19 protein-coding genes and 1 pseudogene are annotated in these 22,974 nt (G+C 71.7%); 6 read left to right on the top strand and 14 right to left on the bottom strand.

Features of this window, described 5'->3' with window-relative positions; translation table 11 throughout:
• The 4 genes and pseudogenes from GT354_RS22885 to GT354_RS56590 all read right to left on the bottom strand — a co-directional run.
• Positions 1-301: pseudogene (locus tag GT354_RS22885) on the bottom strand (hypothetical protein); the annotation flags it as partial.
• Positions 302-532: 231 nt separating this feature from the next.
• Entirely contained in the window at positions 533-1,066 is a 534-nt protein-coding gene (locus GT354_RS22880; protein ID WP_161358246.1) for a 2'-5' RNA ligase family protein, read from the bottom strand.
• An 84-nt stretch (positions 1,067-1,150) separates the two neighbouring features.
• Positions 1,151-2,932 (bottom strand): cholesterol oxidase substrate-binding domain-containing protein, encoded by a 1,782-nt coding sequence (locus tag GT354_RS22875; RefSeq protein WP_161358245.1) that lies wholly within the window; start codon positions 2,930-2,932, stop codon positions 1,151-1,153.
• A gap of 347 nt (positions 2,933-3,279) precedes the next feature.
• Entirely contained in the window at positions 3,280-4,761 is a 1,482-nt protein-coding gene (locus tag GT354_RS56590) for a histidine kinase (protein ID WP_161358244.1), read from the bottom strand.
• A gap of 355 nt (positions 4,762-5,116) precedes the next feature.
• On the opposite strand from GT354_RS56590, the gene GT354_RS22865 reads away from it, so the two are divergent.
• The 4 genes from GT354_RS22865 to GT354_RS22850 all read left to right on the top strand — a co-directional run bounded on the left by GT354_RS22865 (position 5,117) and on the right by GT354_RS22850 (position 9,346).
• A complete protein-coding gene (locus tag GT354_RS22865) occupies positions 5,117-6,091 on the top strand; it encodes an alpha/beta hydrolase (protein WP_161358243.1) in 975 nt (324 codons plus the stop codon).
• Positions 6,084-7,196, top strand: coding sequence for an acyltransferase (locus GT354_RS22860; protein WP_202512178.1), 1,113 nt, complete (start codon positions 6,084-6,086; stop codon positions 7,194-7,196). Before GT354_RS22865 ends, GT354_RS22860 begins: the two co-directional genes overlap by 8 nt.
• Positions 7,197-7,262: 66 nt before the next feature.
• Positions 7,263-8,672 (top strand): histidine kinase, encoded by a 1,410-nt coding sequence (locus GT354_RS56585; RefSeq protein WP_161358242.1) that lies wholly within the window; start codon positions 7,263-7,265, stop codon positions 8,670-8,672.
• A 5-nt stretch (positions 8,673-8,677) separates the two neighbouring features.
• Positions 8,678-9,346 carry a response regulator transcription factor gene (locus GT354_RS22850; RefSeq protein ID WP_161358241.1) on the top strand — a complete coding sequence of 223 codons (669 nt, stop codon included), beginning with the start codon at positions 8,678-8,680 and terminating at the stop codon, positions 9,344-9,346.
• Positions 9,347-9,392: 46 nt separating this feature from the next.
• Here the strand turns inward: GT354_RS22850 and GT354_RS22845 are convergent, their stop codons facing one another.
• Together GT354_RS22845 and GT354_RS22840 are read right to left on the bottom strand one after the other, a co-directional pair.
• Positions 9,393-10,298, bottom strand: coding sequence for a hypothetical protein (locus GT354_RS22845; RefSeq protein ID WP_161358240.1), 906 nt, complete (start codon positions 10,296-10,298; stop codon positions 9,393-9,395).
• Positions 10,299-10,569: 271 nt separating this feature from the next.
• Positions 10,570-11,475 carry an NmrA/HSCARG family protein gene (locus tag GT354_RS22840; protein WP_161358239.1) on the bottom strand — a complete coding sequence of 302 codons (906 nt, stop codon included), beginning with the start codon at positions 11,473-11,475 and terminating at the stop codon, positions 10,570-10,572.
• A gap of 157 nt (positions 11,476-11,632) precedes the next feature.
• Between GT354_RS22840 and GT354_RS22835 the strand changes: the two genes are divergently transcribed.
• A complete protein-coding gene (locus GT354_RS22835; protein WP_346012131.1) occupies positions 11,633-12,316 on the top strand; it encodes a helix-turn-helix domain-containing protein in 684 nt (227 codons plus the stop codon).
• 39 nt (positions 12,317-12,355) lie between these two features.
• Here the strand turns inward: GT354_RS22835 and GT354_RS22830 are convergent, their stop codons facing one another.
• The 8 genes from GT354_RS22830 to GT354_RS22795 all read right to left on the bottom strand — a co-directional run bounded on the left by GT354_RS22830 (position 12,356) and on the right by GT354_RS22795 (position 21,339).
• Positions 12,356-12,781 carry a hypothetical protein gene (locus GT354_RS22830; RefSeq protein WP_161358238.1) on the bottom strand — a complete coding sequence of 142 codons (426 nt, stop codon included), beginning with the start codon at positions 12,779-12,781 and terminating at the stop codon, positions 12,356-12,358.
• 60 nt (positions 12,782-12,841) lie between these two features.
• Positions 12,842-13,792 carry a beta-propeller fold lactonase family protein gene (locus tag GT354_RS22825; RefSeq protein WP_161358237.1) on the bottom strand — a complete coding sequence of 317 codons (951 nt, stop codon included), beginning with the start codon at positions 13,790-13,792 and terminating at the stop codon, positions 12,842-12,844.
• Between the two features lie 76 nt (positions 13,793-13,868).
• Entirely contained in the window at positions 13,869-14,792 is a 924-nt protein-coding gene (locus GT354_RS22820; protein WP_161358236.1) for a GNAT family N-acetyltransferase, read from the bottom strand.
• A 1-nt stretch (position 14,793) separates the two neighbouring features.
• Positions 14,794-17,019: a peptidase C14 gene (locus tag GT354_RS22815; protein WP_346012130.1), complete on the bottom strand. Its 2,226-nt coding sequence runs from the start codon at positions 17,017-17,019 to the stop codon at positions 14,794-14,796.
• 57 nt (positions 17,020-17,076) lie between these two features.
• A complete protein-coding gene (locus tag GT354_RS22810) occupies positions 17,077-17,886 on the bottom strand; it encodes a glucose 1-dehydrogenase (protein ID WP_161358235.1) in 810 nt (269 codons plus the stop codon).
• Entirely contained in the window at positions 17,883-18,782 is a 900-nt protein-coding gene (locus GT354_RS22805) for an amidohydrolase family protein (RefSeq protein ID WP_346012129.1), read from the bottom strand. Before GT354_RS22805 ends, GT354_RS22810 begins: the two co-directional genes overlap by 4 nt.
• Complete coding sequence (locus GT354_RS22800) at positions 18,779-19,969, bottom strand: mandelate racemase/muconate lactonizing enzyme family protein (RefSeq protein WP_161358234.1); 1,191 nt, start codon at positions 19,967-19,969, stop codon at positions 18,779-18,781. The genes GT354_RS22805 and GT354_RS22800 overlap by 4 nt, the downstream gene beginning before the upstream one ends.
• The gene (locus GT354_RS22795) at positions 19,969-21,339 is read right to left on the bottom strand and encodes an aspartate aminotransferase family protein (protein WP_161358233.1); all 1,371 of its coding nucleotides are present in this window, start codon (positions 21,337-21,339) and stop codon (positions 19,969-19,971) included. Before GT354_RS22795 ends, GT354_RS22800 begins: the two co-directional genes overlap by 1 nt.
• 260 nt (positions 21,340-21,599) lie before the next feature.
• Here GT354_RS22795 and GT354_RS22790 point away from each other — a divergent pair, with 260 nt between their 5' ends.
• Entirely contained in the window at positions 21,600-22,493 is an 894-nt protein-coding gene (locus GT354_RS22790) for an IclR family transcriptional regulator (protein WP_237535349.1), read from the top strand.
• Positions 22,494-22,974: the final 481 nt, after the last annotated feature.

The following is a 22,974-nucleotide window of genomic DNA, read 5'->3' as shown; positions in this document are numbered from 1 at the left end:
CGGCCAACGCGTCGTCGGGTATCGGCAGGCGGGCCGCGGCGCTCACCGCGCGGCCGGCGATCGCCGGGTCGGGATCGCGCATCGCCGCCGTGACGTGGTCGATGTCGCCGCCCAGCATCGCGAGGGTCAACGCCAAGGCGCGCTCGCGGCGACCCGGACGCGCCTGGGCGAACTCGGCGAGCACGTCGGCGAGCTCGCCCGACGCGGCCAGTCGTCGCGCGGTCAGGGCGAGTTCGCGCACCCGATCGGGATGGGGCAGAGCGTCCAGTGTGGTCACGAGATTTTCGGCGCGCGTGGGCATGGGGCCCATTATGCGAACATCCACACCGCGACTGCCGGACAATCGACCGCTCTCGCAACCCTGCGACCTGCGCGGATCGGGCGGCGAGGGACCCGCCGAGTTACGCGGATCGGGCCGCGGGGGACCGGCCGAGCCAAGCGGATCGGGCTGCGGGGGCCGACGTGTCGGGGGTCGGGCCGCGAGGGACCGGTCGAGCCGCGGGTGTCGAGCGTGCGAGGTGGCGGCGCACGGTCACCTCGGCGCCCGGGCCGGGCCCGGGAGGAGGTCCTCGGCAGTGTCGCTCGCGTAGTCGTAGCTGCGCACACCGGTGATTACGGCGGGCATCGGGGGGCGGTCCCGGAGGGCTCGCCACGCGCGCTCCTGCCAGGCGTCGCCGGCGCGCAGCGTGCGGGCGAGCGTTACGTGCGGGGCCCACGCGGCCGGGTGGTGGTACGGGTTTTGCGCGTCGATCGCCCGCCACACCCGCACGTGCAGGGCGAGCAGCGCGTCGTCGGCCGCCACCTCCCACGCGACCGTGCGCGATCGGCCGCCGAAACGCACCGGTCGGGCGAAGACGACCGCGAGCGGCAGCGCGGCGCACGCGTCGGCGATCAGCTCGCGGGCGTGGTCGCTCAGTTCCGCGCAGGAGCCGAGCGTCAGGTGCGGGCGGTTGACGGCCGACGGGCGAAGTCCCTGTCCCGGCAGCCCGAGTTCGGCCAGCTCGTCCCACACCTGACGGACCGCCAGTTCCGACGGCCGGTCAAAGGTCAACTCCACGGTGCGCACCGCAAGAGCGTAAGGCCCCCGTACGTCCCGGGCGATCCCCGGAACCGGGGACCGGGAATCACCCGGCTGGGATCGATCGGCGGGTCAGGGCAGCAGTACGTCCAGGAAGGCGTTGGAGAACACCCGCGCCGGGTCGTACTTGTTGTACGTCGCGCGGGCCGCGTCCCAGTTGCTCGCGGCGGGCTGGCCGTCGCGGAACGACTGCGGGATCCGGCCGGTGACCGCGGCCGTGTCGGTCCACGCGCCACCGGTTCCGTACGCCCAGCCCTTGGACCACTCGGGCCGCACCGTCGCGTAGTTGCCCGTGTAGTTGCTCCAGATCCAGCTGTCCATCTGCTGGTAGAAGTCGTGGTTGGCGGGTGTCCCGGGCAACGTCGCGACGTCGAGCCACACGACGGTGTCCCACTCGGGGTGGTCCGGGCGCCCGCGCGCCGCGGACAGGCTCGGCACCACCGCGCCGGCGACGGCGACCTCGTCCGGCCGGTCGATGCCGGTCACCCGCAACTCGATCGGACTGTTGCACGGATACTGCCCGTTGGCCTTGTAGGCCCCCAACAGGCTCGTGTACTTGACGAAGAACTCGTTGAGCACCCGCTGTACGTTGGCCCGCGTGGTCAGCACGGCCCAGCCGCCCTCGTGGATGCGCAGCGTCGTCGGCTCCACGAAGAGTTGGGTGTTCTTCGACCACCCCCACACGTCCCACGTCCAGGTCACGATCAGACCCGAACCGACCACCGCCATCTCGGCGTTGGTGAACACTTCGGTGCCGCCGGTGTTGCCGGTCTGGATGTCGGCGAGGAACTGCGCCTGGTCCTCGGTGACGAAGTTGGCGAACGTGTACGGATACGGGCTGTTGATCTGCTTCGAAACCCACGGCTTGCTCGGCGCGACGCTCCACACCTTGAGCCACGGCACGGTGGTGAACGGGAACCAGATCACCTCGACCCGGCCCGAGTCACGGATGTAGTCCGCGAGCTTCTTGCCGCTGCCACCGGGTGGGCCGAGCAGCGTGCCGATCTGGTCGTGGTAGAAGTTCTGACAGCGCAGCCTCTGATTCGCGTTGGTCTGGAGGGTCACCTCGGTGACGAACGCGCGCCCGAGGTGCACCAGGAACGGGCCGATCTCGGGATCGGTGCGCTGGAACGTCTTGAGTTCGTAGGCGCCGGCCGACTGGTTCCACACCACGGCGGTCAGCGACAACACGAGGTTGCTCAGGGTGCCGTAGGTGCCGCCTTGCGGCCGGGTCTCGCTCGGCGTCGGGATGCCGCTGCCGTGCGCGCCGATGGCCAGGACACCGCCGATGCTCAGCGCGCCCGGGGCGGTGGTGGCGATCAGTCCGCGCCCGGCCTGCTCCAGTTTGTCGAGCAGGCGGTCCACGGTGCAGCCCGTCTCGACGGTCACCGTGGTGGGCGAACCCGCGTTGACGGTGAGCGAGGTCAGGTGCTGCGTCGTGTCGACGAGGATCGTGTGCGAGGTGTCGCCGCCGTTGGGGATCAGGATGGGCGACCAGTTGTGGCTCATCCCGCGCGGGCGGAGCCGATAGCCGTTGGCTCGCGCCCAGTTGGCGAGCACCACGACGTCGGAGGGGTGCGCGGGCACCGCCGTCCACACGTCGTCGGCGCGCATCTCGCCGGACCAGTTCTTGTAGTTCTGCACGCCGAGCGTGATGCCGGCCGGGAAGTTCGGCGGGACGGGCGCGGCGGAGGCCTCGGCGGCGGGGATCAGGCCGGCGGGCGTCCACTGCGTCGCGGCGATCGCCGCGGCGCCGGCGAATCCGCCGAGGATCGCGCGCCGGGACAGGGCGCCGGGGGCGGCGGAGTCGCCTGCAGCCGGCAGGGCGGGGTCGGTGCCGTTCGGTCGCGACATCTGGATGCCTTTCGGGGCGTCCGAGGGCGTGCAGCCCGGGGGGAAGTCGACGTGCGGAAGCGGAGGTTCCGATTCCGGAAAATCGAGGTGCGGCGGGGAGCGCGGGTTCACGCGCGAAGCTACGGGAGAACGGGCATGCGCTGATCCACCGAAGGAGCTGCGCGGTCAGGGGATCCGGGGGCCGGGGGGACGTGCGGGGAGCCGTGCCGTGTCGAGCCGGCGAGAGCGCCGGGGACCCGTGATGCTGTTGGCCTGAGGTTCCATCCAGTCGTCGGCGAAGTCAACACACACCGATCGGTGACACGTGTCGAGGATCCGGGCCGGGCCGCACGCGGATCCGGCGCGCGTCAACCGGTTTCGGCAGGTGACTCGTCGAGTACCGAGAGTGTCGAAGTCCGGTCGCCCGTCGAGTTTTTCGAGGGTCGCCCGAGAGCCCGATCCGGGGTTCGACCCGAGGCGGGGCCCGGAGTCGGACCCGGGGGCCGATTCGACGTCGGAGCCGAGGACCGCCCCGGGGTCGGACCGGGGGACCGCTCCGGGGTCGGACCCGAGGACCACCCCTCCGAGGTGCGACCGGCTGTCCGCGGGGCGAGCCCGCCGGTCCGCGGCGGTGTTTGCGGGCCCGCGACCGGCAACCGCGCGACCAGTTCGAAGCCGCCGTCGTCCGACGGGCGTGCGTCGAACGAACCGCCGGTCAGCTCGATCCGTCGCTGCAGACCGAGCAACCCCGTGCCGCCCCGGCCGAGTTCGATCTCGCACGGGCGAGTGGCCGCGCTGTTGACCACGGTGAGCCGCAACTGGTCGTGCTCGTAAGCCACCCGCACGTCCACCCGCGCTCCCGGGGCGTGCTTGTGCACGTTGGTCAGCGCCTCCTGGGCGACCCGATACGCGGTGCGGACCACCACCGGCGAGGCGGGCCCGGCCGGTCCCCGGGTGTCCAGGCGCACATCGACGCCCGCCGCCCTCGACTCGCCGACGAGATCGGACAGGTCGAGCACGGCGGGCTCCACGGGTGCGCCCGTGCCCTGCCGCTCGGCGGTGCGCAACACCGCGACCAGGTCCCGCAGTTCGGCCAGCGCCTGGCATCCCGTGGCACGCAGGTCCTCGGCGGCGCTGCGGGTGGCGTCGTCGGGCGCCCGGACGCGCATCGCGCCGGCTTGGAGCACCATCAGACTGACCCGGTGAGTGACGATGTCGTGCATGTCGCCGGCCAGTCGGGTGCGTTCCTCCTCGCGGGCCTGTTCGGCTCGCAACTCCTGCTCACGCTCCGCCCGTTCGGCCCGCTCGCCCAGCGCGGCGAACAACCGCCGGCGCGACGCGATGTACAGGCCGTAACACACGGGGGTCAGCAGGGCGAAACCGTTGGCGACGCCCTGACCCAGGTCCTGCCAGTCCCACGGATGCGCGGAGACCACGCACAGCAGGGCGATCGTGCACCACGCGCGGCGGCGATCGCCGACGTAGACCGTCACCGCGTACGCCGCGAAGAAGGCGGCCAGGACCTGTTCGTGCGCGAGCGCGAACGCGACGACCACGGCGCACAGGATGGGTCTGGTGCGGCGGACGAGCAGCGCCAGGCCACTGACGAACTCGACGCCGAAGGCGAACCACAGGCGCACGTCCCGCGTGTCGCCGCCGTTGTCCCGCAGACCCTGCGCCACCCGCGCGGCGGAGACCAGGACCGCGACCGACACGGCGAACACGATGTCGAAGGCGGCCGACCGCCGGCCCGGCGACCACGACGCGAAGCGTCGGCGCGACGACCGGATCCAGCGGCGCCCGATCGTGGCCGAGGGACGAGGGAGCTCGATCGTGGGGTGAATCGTCACGGAATCAACGCTAGTGCGGAACGGACGACCCGCGTCCGACCCACGGAGGAGAGCGCGACGATACCCAGGGCGCGTCGGCGGTGATCCCGGGGGCCGACAGACCGACAGGTGCGACGACGCGCGCAACGACCGACCGCGGTCGCGTGCTCTCGTGGCGCAGTCGTGGCGCAGTCGGGTGCTCTCGGGTGCTCTCGGGTGCGCTCGCGTGCGGGAGATCCCCGCACCGCCCCGACGGTGGCGATCTCACCCGCGTAGTCCTGCGGAGCTACGCCCGGAGTCCACTCCGCGGCGCGACGCGGGTTACCGAGCGTGATTCGTAGCGTCCCGTCCTGTGGTTACAGGACGGGAGCGGAACATGCGCGGACGGCTGCGGATGAGTGTGGTCGCGGTGCTCGTGGCCTCGGGATTGGCGGGCCCGGGAGCCGGGACGGGGTACGCCGCAAGGATGCCCGCGCCGCCGCCGCTGCCCGCGATGTCGGCGAGCACGTTGACGATGCGTTACGACGCCAACCAGCGGGCAATCGCGGAGGCGGCCGGGGCGGCCCGGGACGCGGGGGACCGGGGGATGTCCGACAAACTCTCGCAACTGGCCGACCCGGCACGAACGTTCCTGACCTTCGACGCCCGCGCCGGGAAGGCGCGGGCGGTCGAGGTGGTCGGCGACCTGGCGTCGGCCGAGCGCGTCGCCGTGCTCGTACCGGGGGCCGACACCGACCTGCGACACTTCGACTCCCGGGGGGACAAGCCCTATTCGACCCCCGGCGGCGGCGCTCGCGCGTTGTACGCGGAGATCCGCACCCAGGACCCGACGGCCCGGGTCGCGGTGGTGGCGTGGCTGGGCTACACACCGCCGCACACGATCGGCGTCGACGTGCTGCTCACCGGTCGGGCCAATGCCGGAGCGCGCGAACTGCGCCGATTCGTCCGTGACTTGTCGGCCGTGGTACCGGCCGCACAGGTGTCCTTGCTGTGCCACTCCTACGGCTCGGTGGTGTGCGGCCGGGCGGTCTCCGAGATCGACGTCGCCGATCTCGCGGTGTTCGGCAGCCCCGGCGTGGGCGCCGACGAAGCGGACGACCTCGGTACCGGCGCGCGGGTCTGGGCGGGCCGCGGCGGCGACGACTGGATCGGGTCGATTCCACACGCGTCGCTGCCGTTCTTCGACACGACCATCGGCTTCGGCCCCGATCCCACCGACGACGACTTCGGGGCACGGGACTTCGCGGCGGGCGGCGGCGGCCACTCGGACTACCTGCGGCCCGGCGGGCGGGCCGTGTACAACCTGGCGCTGATCGCGCGGGGACGAGCCACGGAGGTGTCACATGGCTGAGCCGAGCACGCTGATCCGCAGAATCGAGAGCTCGACCCCGATCGGGCGCGAGCGTGAGGTGGACGGACTGCGCGCCCTGGCCATCCTGGGGGTGGTGTTCGGCCACTGGATCGTGACGGCCGTCCACCCGGGCACCGACCACTGGCAGACCGACAGCCCGCTGCGGCACCTGCCCGACTTCGCGCCGGCCACGTGGCTGCTCCAGCCGCTCGCGGTGTTCTTCCTGGTCGGCGGTTGTGTCGCCGCGCAGTCGTACGCGCGGGTGAGCGACTACGGGCCGTGGGTGCGGCGGCGGATGCTGCGGCTCGGGCAGCCGATCGCCGCGCTGCTCACGGTGTGGACGGTGCTCGCGGCCGTGCTCTACGACTTCGTCGGCGGCGAGAGCCTGCACACGCTCGTCAAACTGGTGTTGTCGCCGCTGTGGTTCGTGTTCGTGTACGCGGGCCTGACCGCGCTGACGCCGCTGGTGATGCGGCTGGGTCGAGCCGGGCCGCTACTGGCGGTGGCGACGGTGGCCGCGGTGGACCTGACCCGGTTCGCCGCGGACGGGCCGGCCGCTCTCGGTTGGCTCAACGTACTCGCCGGGTGGCTCGTCCCGTACAGCCTCGGCGTGCTGTGGGCCGGGCCCGACCGGGGCCGGATCGAGCGGCTCGGCGCCGTGCTGTGCGCGGGCGGGGCCGCCTCGTGTGTCGCGCTCGTGCTGTGGTGCGGTTACCCCGTGAGCATGGTCGGCGTACCGGGTCAGGCGATCTCCAACCTGAACCCGCCCACGATCGCGGCGGTCGCGTTCGGCCTCGCGCAGTGCGGACTCGCCCTGCTGGTCCGGGCCCCGATGCGGCGCGCGCTGACCCGGCGACCCGGCGTGTGGGCCGCCGTCGCACTGGTCAACCTGTCGGCGATGACCGTCTTCCTGTGGCACCAGAGCGCGATGCTCGCGGTGACCGCCGGCGGGATCGGGCTGGGCGGGTTCACCGGGCTGGGGACCGTGCCGGACTCGCTCGGGTGGGTGGTCGCCCGGATCGGGTGGATGTCGGCGTTCGCCGCGGTCCTGTTCGGGCTCTGGGCGCTCTTTCACCGCTGGGAGCGCGATCCGCGTCGCTCGTGAGAGGGACCGATCGCATCACTCCTGCCGGGGACGACGCGCGGCGGCGCGACCCCGTACGTTCGTCGGGTGAGTTCGAAAGCAGGTGTGCGTGCCAGGGCACGGAGGCAGGGCATCGCACTGTGGGACGAGCTTTTCGACCTGCGCGGCGTGCCCGAGCGTCCGTTGCCGCCGATCGGCGATCGGGTCCGCTGGTTGTTCTGGTTGGCCGTCGTGGTGATCGGCGCCACCCACGGTGGGGTCCTGGCCGGCTGCCCGGGGGTGTCCGGCGGGCTGGGGGCGGCGCTCGGTGTCACCGTCGCCGTGCCCGTCCTGCTCGCGGCGAGTCGGCCGATGCTCGCGTGGTGGATGTCGCTCGGCGCGATGCTGGCGAGTTCGCTCGCGGGCGATGTCGCCGCGCGCGACCACGCGCAGTGGCCGTGGACGGTTTCCGGGCTGTTCGCGCAATTCCTGGTGAGTGCGTACGTGGCCTACTTCAAGCGTCCGACCGTCGTCGTCGCGACGTGGGCCGTCACCGGGTTGCTGGGCACCGCCGTGGTGCGCAACGCCCCCGCGGACCCGAACACGTCGTGGGGCACGCTGCCGGTGCTGCTCCTGGGCACCGCGACGGTGATGACCGTCGTGCTCGCGCTGCGTGGTCGCGCCGAAGCGCGCCGTGAACTCGCCGTCCAGTCCGACCTCACCACGACCGAGCGGGACCGCCGCACGCTGTTGGAGGAGCGGGCGCGGATCGCCCGCGAACTGCACGACGTCGTCGCCCACCACATGTCGGTGATCGCGATCCAGGCCGAGGCCGCGCCGTATCGGGTCACCGACCCGCCGCCGGAACTGGTCAAGAGCTTCGCGACGATACGTACGAACGCGGTCGACGCGCTCGCCGAACTGCGGCGCGTGCTCGGCCTGTTGCGCGCCGACGGCGAGTCCGGCGCGGAGGTCGACGGCCACGGTCGCCCCGCCCCGCAACCCACGCTTGCCCGCCTGCCGGATCTGGTCGAGAACGTCCGCGCGGCCGGCATGGAGGTCGAGACGGTCACCGTGGGCGCCCCGCGAGAACTGTCCGTCGGCGTCGACGTGTCCGCGTACAGGATCGCCCAAGAGGCGCTGAGCAACGCGCTGCGGCATGCCCCCGGCACGCGGGTCCGGGTCGAAGTCGCCTATGTGACCACCGGTATCGGGTTGCGTGTGCACAACGAGCCGCCGAGGGAACCCGTACCGGTCGCCCCGCTCGGTTCGGTGGGTTCGGCCGGCTGGGTCGGTTCGGCCGGCTCGGTCGGTTCGGGACATGGCGTGTTGGGGATGCGCGAACGCGCGGGCATGATCGGTGGGACGCTCAAGGCGGGCTTCACCGCCGACGGGGGCTTCGAGGTCGAGGTCTTCCTGCCCAGCGCCGACCGACCGCAGGACGAACCGCTCGACGGCCGCCGTGCGGTCCCGCCCGCGGGTGGCCCGACCGATCATCCGCCCAGCAAGGAGCCGTGACCCGGATGCCGATACGAGTGCTGATCGCCGACGATCAGATGATGGTGCGCGAGGGGTTCTCGGTCCTGCTCGGCGCACAGCCCGGCATCGAGGTGGTCGGCGAGGCGGTGGACGGACGCGACGCGGTACGCCGGGTGGCGCAACTGCGCCCGGACGTGGTCCTGATGGACGTACGGATGCCGGTCCTGGACGGTCTCGCCGCGACGCGGGAGATCGTCGCGGACCCGGAATCGGTCACCAGAGTCCTCGTGTTGACCACGTTCGACCTGGACGAGTACGTGTACGAGGCGTTGCGCGCGGGCGCGAGCGGGTTCCTGCTCAAGGACGCCTCGGCGCGCCAACTCGCGGACGCGGTACGCGTGGTGGCCTCCGGCGAGGCGCTGCTCGCGCCCACGGTCACCCGACGCCTGATCGCCGAGTTCGCCCGCCTCGGTGGCCCGATCAGCACCCCGCGCGCCCGCGTGGAGCACCTGACCGACCGGGAGAGCGAGGTGCTCGCCCTGATCGCGCAGGGGCTGTCCAACGCCGAGATCGCCGGGCACCTCGTGGTCGGCGAACAGACCGTCAAGACGCATGTGAGCCGACTGCTGGGCAAGCTCGACCTGCGCGATCGCACCCAGGCGGCGGTGTTCGCGTACGAGAACGGCGTGGTGCGGGTGGGCGAGGGACGATAGCGACCGAGCAGGTGGCGCCCGGTGGGCCGGCGGGCGGACGGTGACGTCAAGGCCGGTCTTTCGGGTGGATCCGCCCGTACACGTGCTTGTCGCCCGCGACCACGTCGCCGTTGACGGTGCGGGCCTTGAAGGTCACGGCCGGGCGGTCGGGGTTGCGGCGGCGCGAGGGCTGGGTGTCGGGACGGGTGTCCGGGTCGTGGGTGGTCTTGTTCGTGGCGGCGGGCTTGGCGCTGCCGGGCATGCCGCTCCCGGGCTTGGTGCTGCCGGGCGTGGTGCTGTCGGGCTTGATGGTGCCGGGCGTCGCGGCGTCGGCGGGGGCGGCTTCGTCCGCGGGGGCCGGTGCGAGCACCCCGGGCGGAACCGGATAGCCCGGCGCGGTCACCCAACCGCGCAGCCGGGTACCGCGTTTGGCCTCGAAGTCGACCGGCAGGTAGGCGCCGGCGTCGATGCCGTGACAGCCGTGCCGGATCACGCCCTGGTAGATCTCGTCCGACACGACGAACACCAGGTGCGCCTTGGTCGCGGCGGCCAGCGCCACGCGCAGCGGTGGCGCGTCGACCAGCCGGCACGTCGTGTTGATGGCCTCGCCCGACCACCCGCGCGCGTCCCGCTTGGCCATCCCGTGATGCAACGCGACCCGAAAGCGCAGCGTGTGCGCGGTGTCGAACAGCGGCGCCCGTTCGGACAGTCCGTCGTCGAGGGCCCGAACGAAGGACCCCGCCAGCAATACCGTCGACACGGTCGCGGGGAACAGCACGACGAAGCCGTCGCCGTGATCCTCGACCACGATGTCCTCGTCGGGCAGCAGCCCGGTTCGTTCCCGCGCGCCCGCGAACACGTCGTACATCGCGCGCCGGAGCGAATCCCGGGCGGCGCTCGACCGCGTCCCGAAGTTCTCGATGCCCAAGGCCAGGATCGAATGGTGCGAGTGGTACGCCGCCTGAGCCGACATTCGCGGTCCTTCCGTGTGCCGTCCGCGGGATCTCTGCATCCTGTGTAGAACGGGCTTCGAAAGGCGTCTGCGCCAGATGGCGCACAGCACGCAAGTGGTGGGCGGAATGCGCGGACGCGAGCGCGGGTGCGTGCACGGGTGTGCGGCTTCGGCATCGGCGCCGCCGGGCTCGGTCGTGGCGGCCGGCTCTTGGGGTCGGCTCTTGGCGGCGGCGGGTCGGGGAACGTCTGCGTCGGGCCCGACCGGCCGCCGGATGCGTGCGGTGGGGTCGTCAGCGGGCTTCGTCGGGCGGTGTGTGGAAGACGGCCGCAGTGTCGGCCTTGCTCAGCCACGTGGCGAAGTCGGTGAGCTCCGGGTGCAGTTCGCGCAGGGCGGGGATGTCGGCCCGCCAACCGCCGCCGTTGCCGAAGTCGTAGCCCGCGACGGCGTCGGGGTCCAGATCGACGAAGGCCGCGCGGGGGAGGGGCCGGTAGACGACGGATCGGCCGGTCGCCTCGGTGACGGCGGCGGCGATCCGCGGCATGGTGAGTTCGTCACCGGCGATTTCGACGGCACGGCCGAGGTAGTGGTCCGGGTCGGCGAAGGCCAGTGCGGCGAAGGCGCCGATGTCGTCGGCGGCGATCAGTTGGACCGGGATGTCGGGGTGGAAGACGTCGGTCAGGACGCCGTCGCGGATGGCGGCCCGCGGGTCGTACAGGTTCTCCATGAAACGCACCGGACGCAGCACGGTGGTGGGTAAGCCGAGTGCTTCGAGGTGCGCTTCGATCCGCGCCTTGCTCTGCCAGCGCCTGATCTCGGGGGCGCGTTCGACGCCGCCGACCGACGAGTACACGACGTGTCGTACGCCCGCGCTCCGGGCCGCCTCGGCCACCGTGACGCCCATCCGGACCTCGTCCTCGACGGTGAAGTCGGCGGGTGTGCCCGCGGATCCCTTGGTGGGCTGAACGCTGAAGACGCCGTGGGCGCCGCGTATCGCGACGTCGAGCGAGGCGAGGTCGGTCATGTCGCCGCGGACGAGGTCGGCGCCGGCGTGCGCGAGTTCCTGCGCGGCCGCGGCGGTGGGGTTGCGCACGAGGGCGCGTACGAGGAAGCCGGCGGCCAGCAGATGGCGGGCGGCGGCGCCGCCCTGTCGGCCGGTGGCGCCGGTCACGAGTACGGGGGCGTGGGAAGTGGGCATGGTTCTCCTGGGTGCTGGGTGCTGGGTGCTGGGTGTTCGGGTCGGTGCGTGTTGCGGGGCGATCCGTTCAGGGGTCGGCCGATGGCTCGCGAGACAAACGGGGAGTCTCCCCGATTTTGTCTCGGTACTATATGGGGAGAGTCCCCACTTGGCTACTGTGAAGGTGTCCATGCCGACCGGCCCGACCGTTTCGCCGCTTCCGTTCCCGCCGCCCGCCCCACCCAAGCGTGCCGACGCCCGGCGCAACTACGAACTGCTGTTGGCGGCCGCGGAGGTGGAGTTCGCCACGCGGGGTGTGGACGTCCCGCTGGACGACATCGCGGTGCGCGCCGGAGTGGGAAACGCCACGCTGTACCGGCACTTCCCCACCCGGCGGGCGCTGATCGAGGCCGTGCACCGCGAGCGCATCGAGGCCATCGGGGTGCGTGCCGACGACGCGCTCGCCGGCGAGGCGCCCGCTGACGTCGCGCTCGCGACGTGGCTGAGCGAGCTGGTCGCGGAGGGCAGCACCGCGCACGGGCTGACCGCGGCGCTGACGGCGGCTTTGTACGAGGACGACGCGGACGTGTCGTGGTGCCGGCGCCTGGTGGAGGACGCGGCGACGCGGTTGCTGGTGCGCGCCCAGCGGGCCGGGACGGTGCGCTCGGACGTGCGCACGACGGACGTGCTTCGACTGGTCAACGCGCTCGCCGTGGTGACCGAACGCTGCCCCGCCGACGATCGGCAGGCCGACATCCTGCTGACGGTGGTGATGGACGGACTGCGCCCGGCCCGCGTGGGGCGCGCGGGCGTCGGGGCCCTCGGGGGCGCCGCTGCCGAGGAGCCCCCGCCCGGCCCGTGAGTACCTCGGGACCGGGCGTCGCGGTCGGCGGCTTCGTGCTCAGTTCTCGTCCAGGCTCCGGGACTTGGCGAGCGCGGCGACGGCCCCTTGGCCCAGCGCGGACAGCGGCCACGCCTGCGGGTTGATCGGGCCGTCGAGGATGCCCAGGTGCAGGATGTCGTGGACCAGGCGGATGGCACTCGCGTGCATCTCGGGGTCCGGGTCGGCGGTGGGCTCGGCGTCGGTGACGGCCGACACCGCGAGGGCTTCCAGGCCCGGAGCCATCATGTCCATCACGTCGCGGACATAGCTCAGCGCGATTTGCGCCGTGGTCAGGGCCGCGATCGCGGAGCCCTCGGGGCCGGACAGGGTCGAGTCGGTGATCTGGTCGCGCTGCGCGCGCATCTGACCGTCGAGTTGGGCCATGCGGGCCACGAGGACTTCGCGGAGTCGTTCACCGGTGAGTTTGTTGTCCTGGTTTGCCATCCGATGATCGTGCCGGAGGCCGCGGGTCGGTGGTGGGATCGCCGCGCCGCAGCGGGGAATTCAGGCGAGAGGTAGGACACAGCGCGGATCGGGGACGTGCAACGCCGGACCCAGCGCGAGCAGCCTCCCGTCGGGCATCCGACGAAAAGCGGTGACCGCGTCGGCGTCCGGCACGGCCGCGTACAGCAGGTCGCCGACGAACGCCAGATCCTGCGGGTCGGCGCCGCCCGCCGCGACCTCGGACATCGCGTGCGGCGCGGTCGTGGCCAAGGCGGTGATCGTGCCGGGCCCGCGGTTCGCCGCGTACACGTGTGCGCCGTCGGGGCTCGTCACGATCGCGGACGGCAGGCCCGGCGCGGCGAGCGGATGCCGGGTGTGCGCGGGCAACGCGAGGACGACCGGGTCGAGTTCGCCCAGGACCCAACGCCCCGACAGATGCCTCGGGCCGGTGCCCGCCGGCACCGGGTGGGTGTGCAGCAGGCGCAACCGGCCGGCGTCGAGCCGGTAGGTCGGCAGGGCGTCGCCCCCGAGGTCCACGACGGTGAGGGTGTCGTGCGCGGTGAAGACGATCTGGTGCGGATGCGGGGCCGATTGGCGCTGTGGATGTACTCCCGAGCCCGACCCGGGCAACCGCACCCGATCGCTCACCCCCGCGAGCGCGCCGCTCTCGTCGAGCCGGTACACGAGCACGTCGCCGCTGCCGTAGTTGGCGACCAGCACGTACCGGCCGTCCGGCGAGACCGCGACGTGGCACGGGACCGAGCCCTGGCTGCCCACCTGTTCGAGCACGGCGACCCCGGCACGGCCGGCGTCGAAGACGGTGAGCGTGCCGGTCGGCGCCTCGTCCACGCCGTACACGCGGCGGCGGCCCAGGCGCGGATGCACGGCCGCGTACGCCGTGTACACCGGGGCCCGCGGGCCCGTCCGGGTCAGCGTGCCGGTCGCCGGATCGGCCGCGCACACCTGTACCTGCTCGCCGCCGACCAACAGCAGCGCCCGGCTCGGCGGCACGGGGTGATTCCTCACCGAGCCGGGCGGTTCATGGGGGCGTACCGCGTCCTGAGGGCCCATCACCTGTGACGGCCCATCAGAAAGCGTCGCCCAGCCAGTGCACGGCCCCGGGCGCGGTGACCGTCGCGCGCACCCGGGCCCGGTCGCTCTGGATCGGCCGGGCCAATCCGAAGCACGTCGAGCCCGTCGACACGTCGGTCAGCAGCCGACCGATCTCACGGGTGAGCCGCGCGTCGATCGGCACGTCGAGGGTGACCACCGTGCCGGGGCCGCCGAGTTCGCACACCGCCGCGCGCAGCAGTGCGGAGAGCGCGTACGGCCGGGTCGGGGCACAGGCCATCTCGACCACCTCGCCGGTGTCGGGACGCACCACGACGTAGTCGCCGTCGTCCGTCACCGAAACCCGAACGGGCGGGGCGTACCAGTGCGGGAAGCGGTGCGCCCAGTCGTCGGCCGAACGCACCGTGGTCAGCGGCCGGTTCGCGTTCACGATCGCGTGTACCGCCGCCATGCGCGCCACGTCGCCGGGGCGCGCGGGGCGCACCGCGGCGTCCCCGGACGCGGAGCCGGGCCCGGCCACGCCGCGCAGCCGCGCGGCCGGAAAGGTCTCCCAGCCCGACCCCGTGTACACGCCCGGCGTGCCGCTGAACATCAGCGACCACGCGCACCCGTGGCGCGTCATGTCGTCGATCGCGACGGCGAGCAAGCGGCGGATGTGCCCCTGTCCGCGTGCCTGTGGCGCACTGGCCACACTGCCGACGCAGCCGACCACGTCCACACCGCCGGCCGCGTTGCGGATCGGGCGCGGCTGCCAGTGCACGACGGCGTGGATCGCGCCGTCGTCGGCCACCGCGACCAGCGTGCGGTCGTACCGGCCCGCGTCGCGGGCGTGCAGCAGCGGTAGTTCGGGCGCGTCCGGGAAGGCCACCGCCCACAGGGCGTGCAGGGCGCGGTCGTCGGCCGGGGTGGTGGCACGCAGGGTGATCGTGGTCGGCCGCATGTCAGATCGCCAGGTTTCCGCTCGTGTTCACCCGCGTGCCGTCGGCGGGCATCGCCGCACGCGTCACGCCGTCCTCGACGCACGTCGTGTGCAGCGCCGACGACGCGCCCGCGAAGGCGGCCGGGCGCAGGTCCAACCGGCCGCCGGTGAACCGGGTTCCGGTCGCCACCCAGTGGTTCACGCCGGACTCGATCCGAGCATGCGCGCCGTCGGTGCTCGATGCCGCGCCGTCGAGTTGCCAGCGCACCACGCCCGGCCCGGACGTCGCCGCCCGGGACAGCAGCGCACCGGAACCGTTGGTCCCGCTCGACCGGGTGCCCGCGCCCACGTGCACGCTCTGGTCACGCACCGCGGACACGGCAATCCCGGTGTCCTTGAGGGTGCTTGCGGTCATCCGCAGTACCGAGGAGCCGACCTCCAACGGGGCCGCCCCGGCCGAGGCGCCGACGATCGTGCACGACGCGAACTCGACCTCACCGGAGCCGCGCAGGACCGCGCCGTCCACGCCGGTGAACGTACAGTCGCGAAAGTGCACGGTGTTGGTCACCGGCGTCTGCACGATCACCTGCTGCGCGGGCAGGTCGAACGTGCAGCCCTCGACGATGTTCGGCCGGGCCGACCGCGCCGACCGCTGGCCGATCGCGAACGTCCGCGCCACACAGCCGCGCATCTGTACGCCGTCGGCGTTCACCTGCAGTGTGCCGCCCGGGTCGAAGGTCGGCCTCGGCACCACCCGGACGTTCTCCAGGGTCAGGTCGGTGATCTTCGTGCCCGCCGTGAACCACGAGCACGAGTGGTCGCGCACGGTGATCCGCTTCGCCGAAGTACCCCACAGGACACCGGAGTTGGCGATGTCCATCAGACCGGAGTTGCCCTCGAAGAGCAGGTCGTGTTCGTACTGCCCGTGGGTGGTGAACGGGTTGCCGCCCTGGTCGTCACCGTCGCCGTGGCAGTTGACGACGTGGCAGTAGGCCGACGCGGTGAGGTCGTTCAGGTGTCGCGCGTTGCTGGAGACACAGTCCTCGACTCGCCCGTACAGGCAGTAGATCTGCTGGGTCAGATAGCCGGCGCCGCCGTACATCACGGTCGGCGGGTTCTTGAGCGACGACTGCGCGGTGCGAAAGTGCGTACACCAGCGGCGCATCACCACCGGCCAGAACGATCCGGTGGCCTCGACGTGCTCGACGTCGCAACGCACCGCGTACTCGTACGCGATCGGGTGCGAACCGGTGTACTCGTCGTCGCCGGGACCGGCCCCGAAGAAGACCATGTTGCCCACGTTCGCCCGCTGGACCGGTTCGACCCTGGTCCAGGTGATGCCGCGCCCGGCGGCCAGTTCCCATCCGTTGAGGTAGTCGACCCGAATGTGCCTGCCGTCGACGATCTGGGTGATCTCGACCATCTTCTGGAGTTCGCGTTCGTACGTCCCGCCGCCCGCGATCGGGTCGATCTCGACGGTCCACCACTCGCCGACGGTGAACGTCGACGCGTCCGGCACCGGGAACGCGTCGGTGTGCTCGATGACGGTCTCGGCCAACGCGTACTTCACCACGGACTTGGTGACGTGGCCCTTGAAGTACAGGACCGCGCCGAACGGGTTGTCGTGGACGTTGCGCTCGATTCCGGTGGTGCGGACGGTGTGTCCGCCGAAGTCGAGGGTGATGCGGGAGCGGTCGAAGGTGTGGCGTTTGGTGAACAGGAGGTCGGTGTGCGCCTCGACGCGGTGCACGTACGGGTCGTCGACCATCGCGTCGAGCGCCGCGTCGGCGGGCACCTTGTCGTCGACGATGCCGAAGCGGCGAAAGTCCATCACCCCGTCGTGGACCTGGATCCACCGACCGTCGCGCTTGGGCGCCGGCGCCAACACGGTGCCCCCGTTCGCCGCGAGCGAGGACCGCGGCTCCCACCGCACCACCATCGCGCCACCGTCACCGGCCGCGTGATATCCGGCGACGCTCACGATCGTGTTCGCGGCCAGGCGCCGGGTGTCCAGGCGCAGCAGGTCGCGGACCGTGGCCACGCCGGTGGGCGCGGCCCGGCCGTCGTCGCGCCGGTCGTTTCGGTCGTCGTTTCGATCGTCGTTTCGATCGTTGGTGGAGGAAGCCGAAGCCGTCCCCGCACCGGCCGTGCCGGCGAGCAGAAGCCCGCCCAGTCCACCCGCGGCCAACACGCGGCGGCGGGACGACGAAGGGGAGGAACCGAGTGCGGACATGGTGGTCCCGCTCACTTTCTCGATCCGTGCACGAAAGGGACACCGCGCCGACGCGGCGTGCGGCAGGGTGGGTCAGACGGTGTTGCGGTACGGGCTCATGTAGCGCAGGCGCGGCAACTGGTCGGCGAGCACGCCGCCGTCCACGACGATGCGGGTGCCCGTGACGTAGCGGGCCGCGTCGGACGCGAGATAGACCACCGCACCGGCGCATTCGTCCGGCGACGCGTAGCGGCCGAGCGGGATGCGGTCGCGGTAGGCGGCCTCGAACGGCTCGCGGTCCAACGGGAATTCGCCATCGATCGGGGTCTCGACCATGCCGGGGGCCACCGCGTTGACGGTGATCCCGTGCGGCGCGAGTTCGACCGCGAGCGATTGGACGGCCAGGTCCACCCCCGCCTTGGACGCGTTGTAGTGCGCCAGCCCGGCCTCGGCCACGTGGGCGTTCTTGGACGTCACCGCGAGGATCCGGCCCCGGACGCCGTCCGCGATCATGTGTTCGGCGACGCGTTGGGACAGGAAGAACACGGCGTCGAGGTTGACCGCGAGAACCCGGCGCCAACTCGCGACGGTGATCTCGTTGAAGTGCTCCAGCGCCGCGGTGCCCGCGTTGTTGACCAGGATGTGGATCGGCCCCACCGTGGCCCGCAGTTCGTCCACGAAGGGCGCGATGCCCTCGGTGTCGGCCAGGTCGAAGGGGATCGTCCAGGCGGTGCGGCCCGTCGCGGTGACCGCCTCCCGGCTCGCGGTCAGGTCCGCGCCCGGGAGGTCGGTCAGCACGACGTCGGCGCCCGCGACGGCGAGCGCGAGCGCGAACGCACGGCCCAGACCTCGGGCCGCTCCGGTCACGACGGCCGTTCGATCGGTCAGCGAGAACGGACTCACGACAGCCCCAACAGGGGCAGCGAATCGCGGAAGATGATCGCCTCCACGGCGTCGCGATCCAGCGGCGGCAGACCCGGGATGCCCGGCACCGCGGCAACCGCGCGCAACCCGTCCACCGACGCCCGCACCGACGTGAACGGGTAGTCGCTGCCGAACAGGAGCTTGTGCAGCACGCCGTAGTCCTGCGCCAGACGCAGGCTGTGCCACAGCTGGAACGGGCGATAGTGCAACGCGCTGATGTCGGCGTACACGTGCGGGTGCTTGCGGATCACCGCGATGCACTCGCCCTCGAACGGGTGGCCCAGGTGCGCGAGCACCATGCGCAGCTCGGGATGCCGGATGGCGACCGGGTCGAGCAACCGGGGCTGGGCGTAGGCGATCGGCGCCGCCGAGACGAACGTGGTGCCCGTGTGCACCAGGATCGGCAGCCCGTTGTCCTCCGCGTAGGCGAACAACGGGTCGTACTGCGGGTCACTCGGGTCGAAGCCCGCGTACATCGGCATCAACTTGATCCCGCGCAGGCCCAATTCCTGGTGCCCGTAGCGCAGTTCGTCCTGCCAGCCCGGTTGGGTCGGGTCGACGGACAGGTAGCCGATCAGCCGTTCGGGATGTACCCCGACGTAGTCGGCGACCGCCTGGTCCTGCACCCACAGCCCGCTGCGCCTGGCCTTGCCGCCGACCACGATCGTGCGGGTGCCGGCCGGGCTGGTCGCCGCGTAGTCGTCCCAACGCACCGTCAGGTCGACCTCGCCGTCGTGCGCGCGGGCCGACTCGGCCTTGAACACGTCGTCGAAGTCGCAGCACTGGCGGAAGAGATGGGAGTGGACGTCGACGATGGGACCGGCTTCGGGGTCGTCCGCGCGGTCCGGTTCGTTGTGGTCGGTGGCCGAGGTCACGTGCGATTCCTCTTCTCCCAGCCGGCGGAGAACATGTTCCAGAACCGGTGCGTCGGCGGGTGTTCGGCGAACACGTCGTCGTCGAGTTCGATGCCGAAGCCCGGTGCGGTGGAAATCTCCACGTGCCCGTCCGCGGTGATCGGCAGCGCGCCGCGGACCGCCTCGAACACGTACGGCTCCAGGAGGCCGTCAAAGGTCTCCAGGATCTTGAAGTTGGTGATGCCCAGCGACGCGTGTACCGAGACCGTGGTGCACAGCGGTGAGTTGGAGTTGTGCGGGGCGACCATCACGCCGTGCATGTCGGCGATCGCGGCGAGCTTGCGGACCTCGGTGAGGCCGCCGGCCATCGACAGGTCCGGCTGGATGATGTCGACCGCGTTCGTCGCGAACAGCTGCTTGTACTCGTAGCGGTTGTGGAAGTGCTCGCCGCCGGAGATCGGGAACGGCGCGCGGGCGCGCAGTTCGGCGTAGCGCTCGATGTGCGTCCACGGCATCGGCTCTTCCAGCCAGCCGATGTCGAACGGCTCCAACGCGCGCAGCAGCGCCGAGGCGGTGGTCATCGCGAAGCGGGCGTGCCCCTCGACGAACAGGTCGACGTCGGGCCCGATCGCGTCGCGAACCGCGCCGACCAGCTCGACCGAGCGGCGCAGTTCGGCGCGCGAGAGCTCGTGCAGGCCGTCGCCGAACGGGTCGAACTTGAGCGCCGAATAGCCCTTGGCCACGGTCTCCTTGGCCTTGGCCGCGAACACCTCCGGCTCGCGCTCGCCGTTGTACCAGCCGTTCGCGTACACCCGTACGCGCTCTCGGCACGCGCCGCCGGTGAGGCGGTAGACCGGTACGCCCAGGGCCTTGCCCATCAGGTCGTGCATGGCCTGGTCGAACCCGGACAGCGCGATGCCGCCGATGTCGCCGCCGCGCAGGAAGTCGCCCTGATACAGCCGAAGCCAGATTTCCTCGGTGTCGAACGGGTCGGCGCCGATCAGGTGCCGGTTCGCCAACGCCTGGGCCAGGGCGGCGGTTTCCGCGCCTCGGTAGGGGTGGGTGATCTCGCCGACGCCGGACAGGCCCGCGTCGGTGTGTACGCGCACGTAACCGAAGTCGCGCCATGCGGTGCCGAGCATGAGGGTCTCGACGTGGGTGATCCGGCCGGCGGGGCCGGTGGGACGGGTGCGGTCGACGATCAGCATCAGTGCTTGGCCCCCTCGGCGCCGCCCATGGTGGAGGTGCCCGCGAGTTCGTGGATTCCGCCGTCCTTGATCGCGTCCTGCACGGCGATCTCGGTGGCCGCGACCAGGTGGTCGACGTCCGCGTCGGTGTGCGCGTAGGAGATGTGGCTGCGCTTGAGGTTCAGCGGGAGTTCGAAGACGCCGTGCTCCAGGAGCCGACGGCGGTAGCCGATGAACAGTCCGGCGTCGTTGGCGAGCAGGTCGTCGTAGGTGCGCGGGACGCCACCGGTCATGAAGTACGTGACGAACACCGAGCCGTAGCCGGTGACCACGGCCGGGATGCCCAGGCGGGCGTACATCGCGCCCAGTTCGGTGCGCACGCGCTCGCCGAGCCGGAAGACGTGTTCGTGGACCGGCTCCTCGCGCAGCTTGGTCAGCGTCGCGAGAGCGGCGGCGACCACCCACGGGTGGCCGTTGTAGGTGCCGGCGAAGAACGCGGGGGCGCCGGGGCGGGTGCTGAACTGCTCCAACAGGTCGGCCCGACCGCCGAGCGCGCCCACGGGGGCACCGTTGGCGATGGCCTTGCCGAAGGTGGTCAGGTCGGGCGTGATGCCGGCGATCTTCTGGTAGCCGCCGAGGTCGTGCCGGAAGCCGGTGATGACCTCGTCGAAGACCAGGATCGAGCCGTGCGCGGTGCACTGTTCGCGCAGCGTGGTGAGGAACTCCGGCTCGGGGAGCAGGCAGCCGACGTTGTGCGGTACGGGTTCGAGGATGACCGCGGCGATGTCCTTGCCGTGTTCGGCGAACGCGGCGCGTACGGCGGCGGCGTCGTTGAACGGCAGGACGAGGGTCGCGTCCAGGACCTCGGGCAGGATCCCGGTGGAGATCGGGTCGTGGGAGCCGACCCGCTCGGGCGAGGAGATGACGTTCAGGCTGACCGAGTCGTGCCAACCGTGGTAGCAGCCCTGGAACTTGACGATCAGGCGGCGTCCGGTGACCGCGCGGGAGACGCGCAGGGCGTGGAAGGTGGCCTCGCTGCCGGTGCTGGTCAGCAGGACCTTCTCGACCGAGGGGACCAACTCGACGAGGGTCTCGGCCAGGACGACCTCGCCCTCGGTGACGGCGACACCGGTCAGGTCGAGGCGGGACGCGGCCTCGGTGACGGCGCGTTGCACGTCGGGGTCGTTGTGGCCGAGCAGCGGGGGGCCGAACGCCGAGTGGTAGTCGGTGAATACGCGACCCTCGGAGTCGGTGAAGCTCGCGCCCCGGGTGTTCGTGACGACCAGGTCGGTCAGGCCCGGGATGCGGCGCTGGCCGCTGTTCACCCCACCCGGGATGACCCGAAGTGCTCGGGCGGGGAGGGAGTCGGTGGCGGCGGTGCCGACACTCATCGGTGAGCTCCTTGCGTCGTTCGTGACCGTTGGGGTTCGCGGCCCTGCCAGGCCGTGAACCTCGGGCGCCATCCGCCTTCGGCACGTGTCGCAGGTGGTGCTGAGCAGGTGTTGCTGCGGTGTAGCTGCGGTGTTTCGGGTGGTTCGAGCGATGCCGTTTTCGTTTTTCGGAACGCTGTTCGGCAGGACCGAACAGATCGTGACCTTACATTTGGTCATGCAAAGCAGTCAAGGGCTCTGGACCGGTAACGTGTTCTGCTATGTCGAACAGCGTTAACGAGAATGTCGAGGAGTCGAAGTACTGGGTGAAGTCCGTCGCCCGGGCCGCGGACATCCTCGAAGTGCTCTCCACACGTGGTCCGGGGGACGGCATGAGCGTCACGGAGGTCGGTCAGGCCTGCGGGATCTCGAAGAGCGCGACCTTCGGACTGCTCCAGACCCTGCGCCGCTACGGATTCGTCTCCGACGACGGAGAAGGGATGAACCGGCGCTACCGGCTCGGGATGGGCCTGGCCCGCCTCGGCGACCGCGCCCAGTCACAGGTGTCGCTGCGCGACATCGCCAGGCCCGTGCTCGGCGACCTGACCCGACAGACCGGCATGGCCTCGCGCCTCGCAGTCCCCGAAGGGGGGCTCGCCGTGGTCGTCGACCAGATCGGGGTCGAGCAGCGGGTCCGGCTCGACCTGCGGATGGGCGTGCGCGAGCTGCCGCACTGCACCGGGCTCGGCAAGGCGATCCTGTCCGCGCTGCCCGAGAGCGAGGCGCTCGCGGTGATAGAGCGCTCCGGTCTGCCTCGACGCACGTCGCGCACGATCACCGACACCGCGACCCTGCTCGCGCACGTGCGCGACATCCGCGAGATCGGCTACGCGCTCGACGACGAGGAGGACGCGGACGGCATCTTCTGCATCGGCAGCCCGGTCCGCGACCACCGTGACGAGTGTGTGGGCGCGATCAGCATCACCGGCCTCAAGCTCGACCTGCCCGGGTGGCGCTTCCAGGAACTGGGCCGCCAGGTGCGGGCCGGCGCGCTGCGGATCAGCCGGGAGCTGGGCAGCACCGAGATCGGCCCCGACGATGGGGGCGAGGGGCTTGCCGGGGGCCGTGAGGGCGTCGCGGGGGGCCGTGAGGGCGTCGACCACGCGGGTCGGTAGACGGTACGGGCCGACAGGTAGCCCCGGACCGACGGATCACGCCAGGCCGACGGATCGCCCATGGCCGAGAATCGATGCCGGCCACGGCGGACGAAGGGGTCGTAGCGGAACAATCCGCAACGACCCCTTCGTGTTTGCGCGATTACGGACGATGAACTCGGCCACAGGCCCTTGACCTGCTCCGTCGCCCGGGTCTACGTTCCATGACTCATCAGGGCCTGCTCGGTTGCTGCCACGACCGACGCGTGTTTTCCGGCCCCGGTTCGACGGCCCCGCAACCCGGCCCGTCGGCCACCCGAACAGCCATCCGCCGCGCGCTTCCGCCCTGTCGGGAGCGACGTATCGGCACGTGTCACGGGAAGCATCCTCACCCCCCTGCCGCCGAAGGCCGAGGTTCCCGATGAGCACGCCCCCCACCACTCCCACGCCCCCCGCCGCCTCTTCCCGTCGTCGCCTGCTCGCCGCAGGCGGCCTCGGCGGC

The organism is Streptomyces sp. SID3343 (assembly GCF_009865215.1).
GTDB lineage: Bacteria > Actinomycetota > Actinomycetes > Streptomycetales > Streptomycetaceae > Embleya.
Note: the sequence above shows the minus strand (reverse complement) of the source record. Positions and strands in the feature narration are given on the sequence as shown.

Bases quoted from the DNA above. Each gene is read 5' to 3' on its own strand.
- GT354_RS22875 (WP_161358245.1), bottom strand. From the start codon at position 2,932: ATGTCGCGACCGAACGGCACCGACCCCGCCCTGCCGGCTGCAGGCGAC.
- GT354_RS22865 (WP_161358243.1), top strand. From the start codon at position 5,117: ATGCGCGGACGGCTGCGGATGAGTGTGGTCGCGGTGCTCGTGGCCTCG.
- GT354_RS22860 (WP_202512178.1), top strand. From the start codon at position 6,084: ATGGCTGAGCCGAGCACGCTGATCCGCAGAATCGAGAGCTCGACCCCG.
- GT354_RS22850 (WP_161358241.1), top strand. From the start codon at position 8,678: ATGCCGATACGAGTGCTGATCGCCGACGATCAGATGATGGTGCGCGAG.
- GT354_RS22845 (WP_161358240.1), bottom strand. From the start codon at position 10,298: ATGTCGGCTCAGGCGGCGTACCACTCGCACCATTCGATCCTGGCCTTG.
- GT354_RS22840 (WP_161358239.1), bottom strand. From the start codon at position 11,475: ATGCCCACTTCCCACGCCCCCGTACTCGTGACCGGCGCCACCGGCCGA.
- GT354_RS22830 (WP_161358238.1), bottom strand. From the start codon at position 12,781: ATGGCAAACCAGGACAACAAACTCACCGGTGAACGACTCCGCGAAGTC.
- GT354_RS22820 (WP_161358236.1), bottom strand. From the start codon at position 14,792: ATGCGGCCGACCACGATCACCCTGCGTGCCACCACCCCGGCCGACGAC.
- GT354_RS22800 (WP_161358234.1), bottom strand. From the start codon at position 19,969: ATGCTGATCGTCGACCGCACCCGTCCCACCGGCCCCGCCGGCCGGATC.
- GT354_RS22795 (WP_161358233.1), bottom strand. From the start codon at position 21,339: ATGAGTGTCGGCACCGCCGCCACCGACTCCCTCCCCGCCCGAGCACTT.
- GT354_RS22790 (WP_237535349.1), top strand. From the start codon at position 21,600: ATGTCGAACAGCGTTAACGAGAATGTCGAGGAGTCGAAGTACTGGGTG.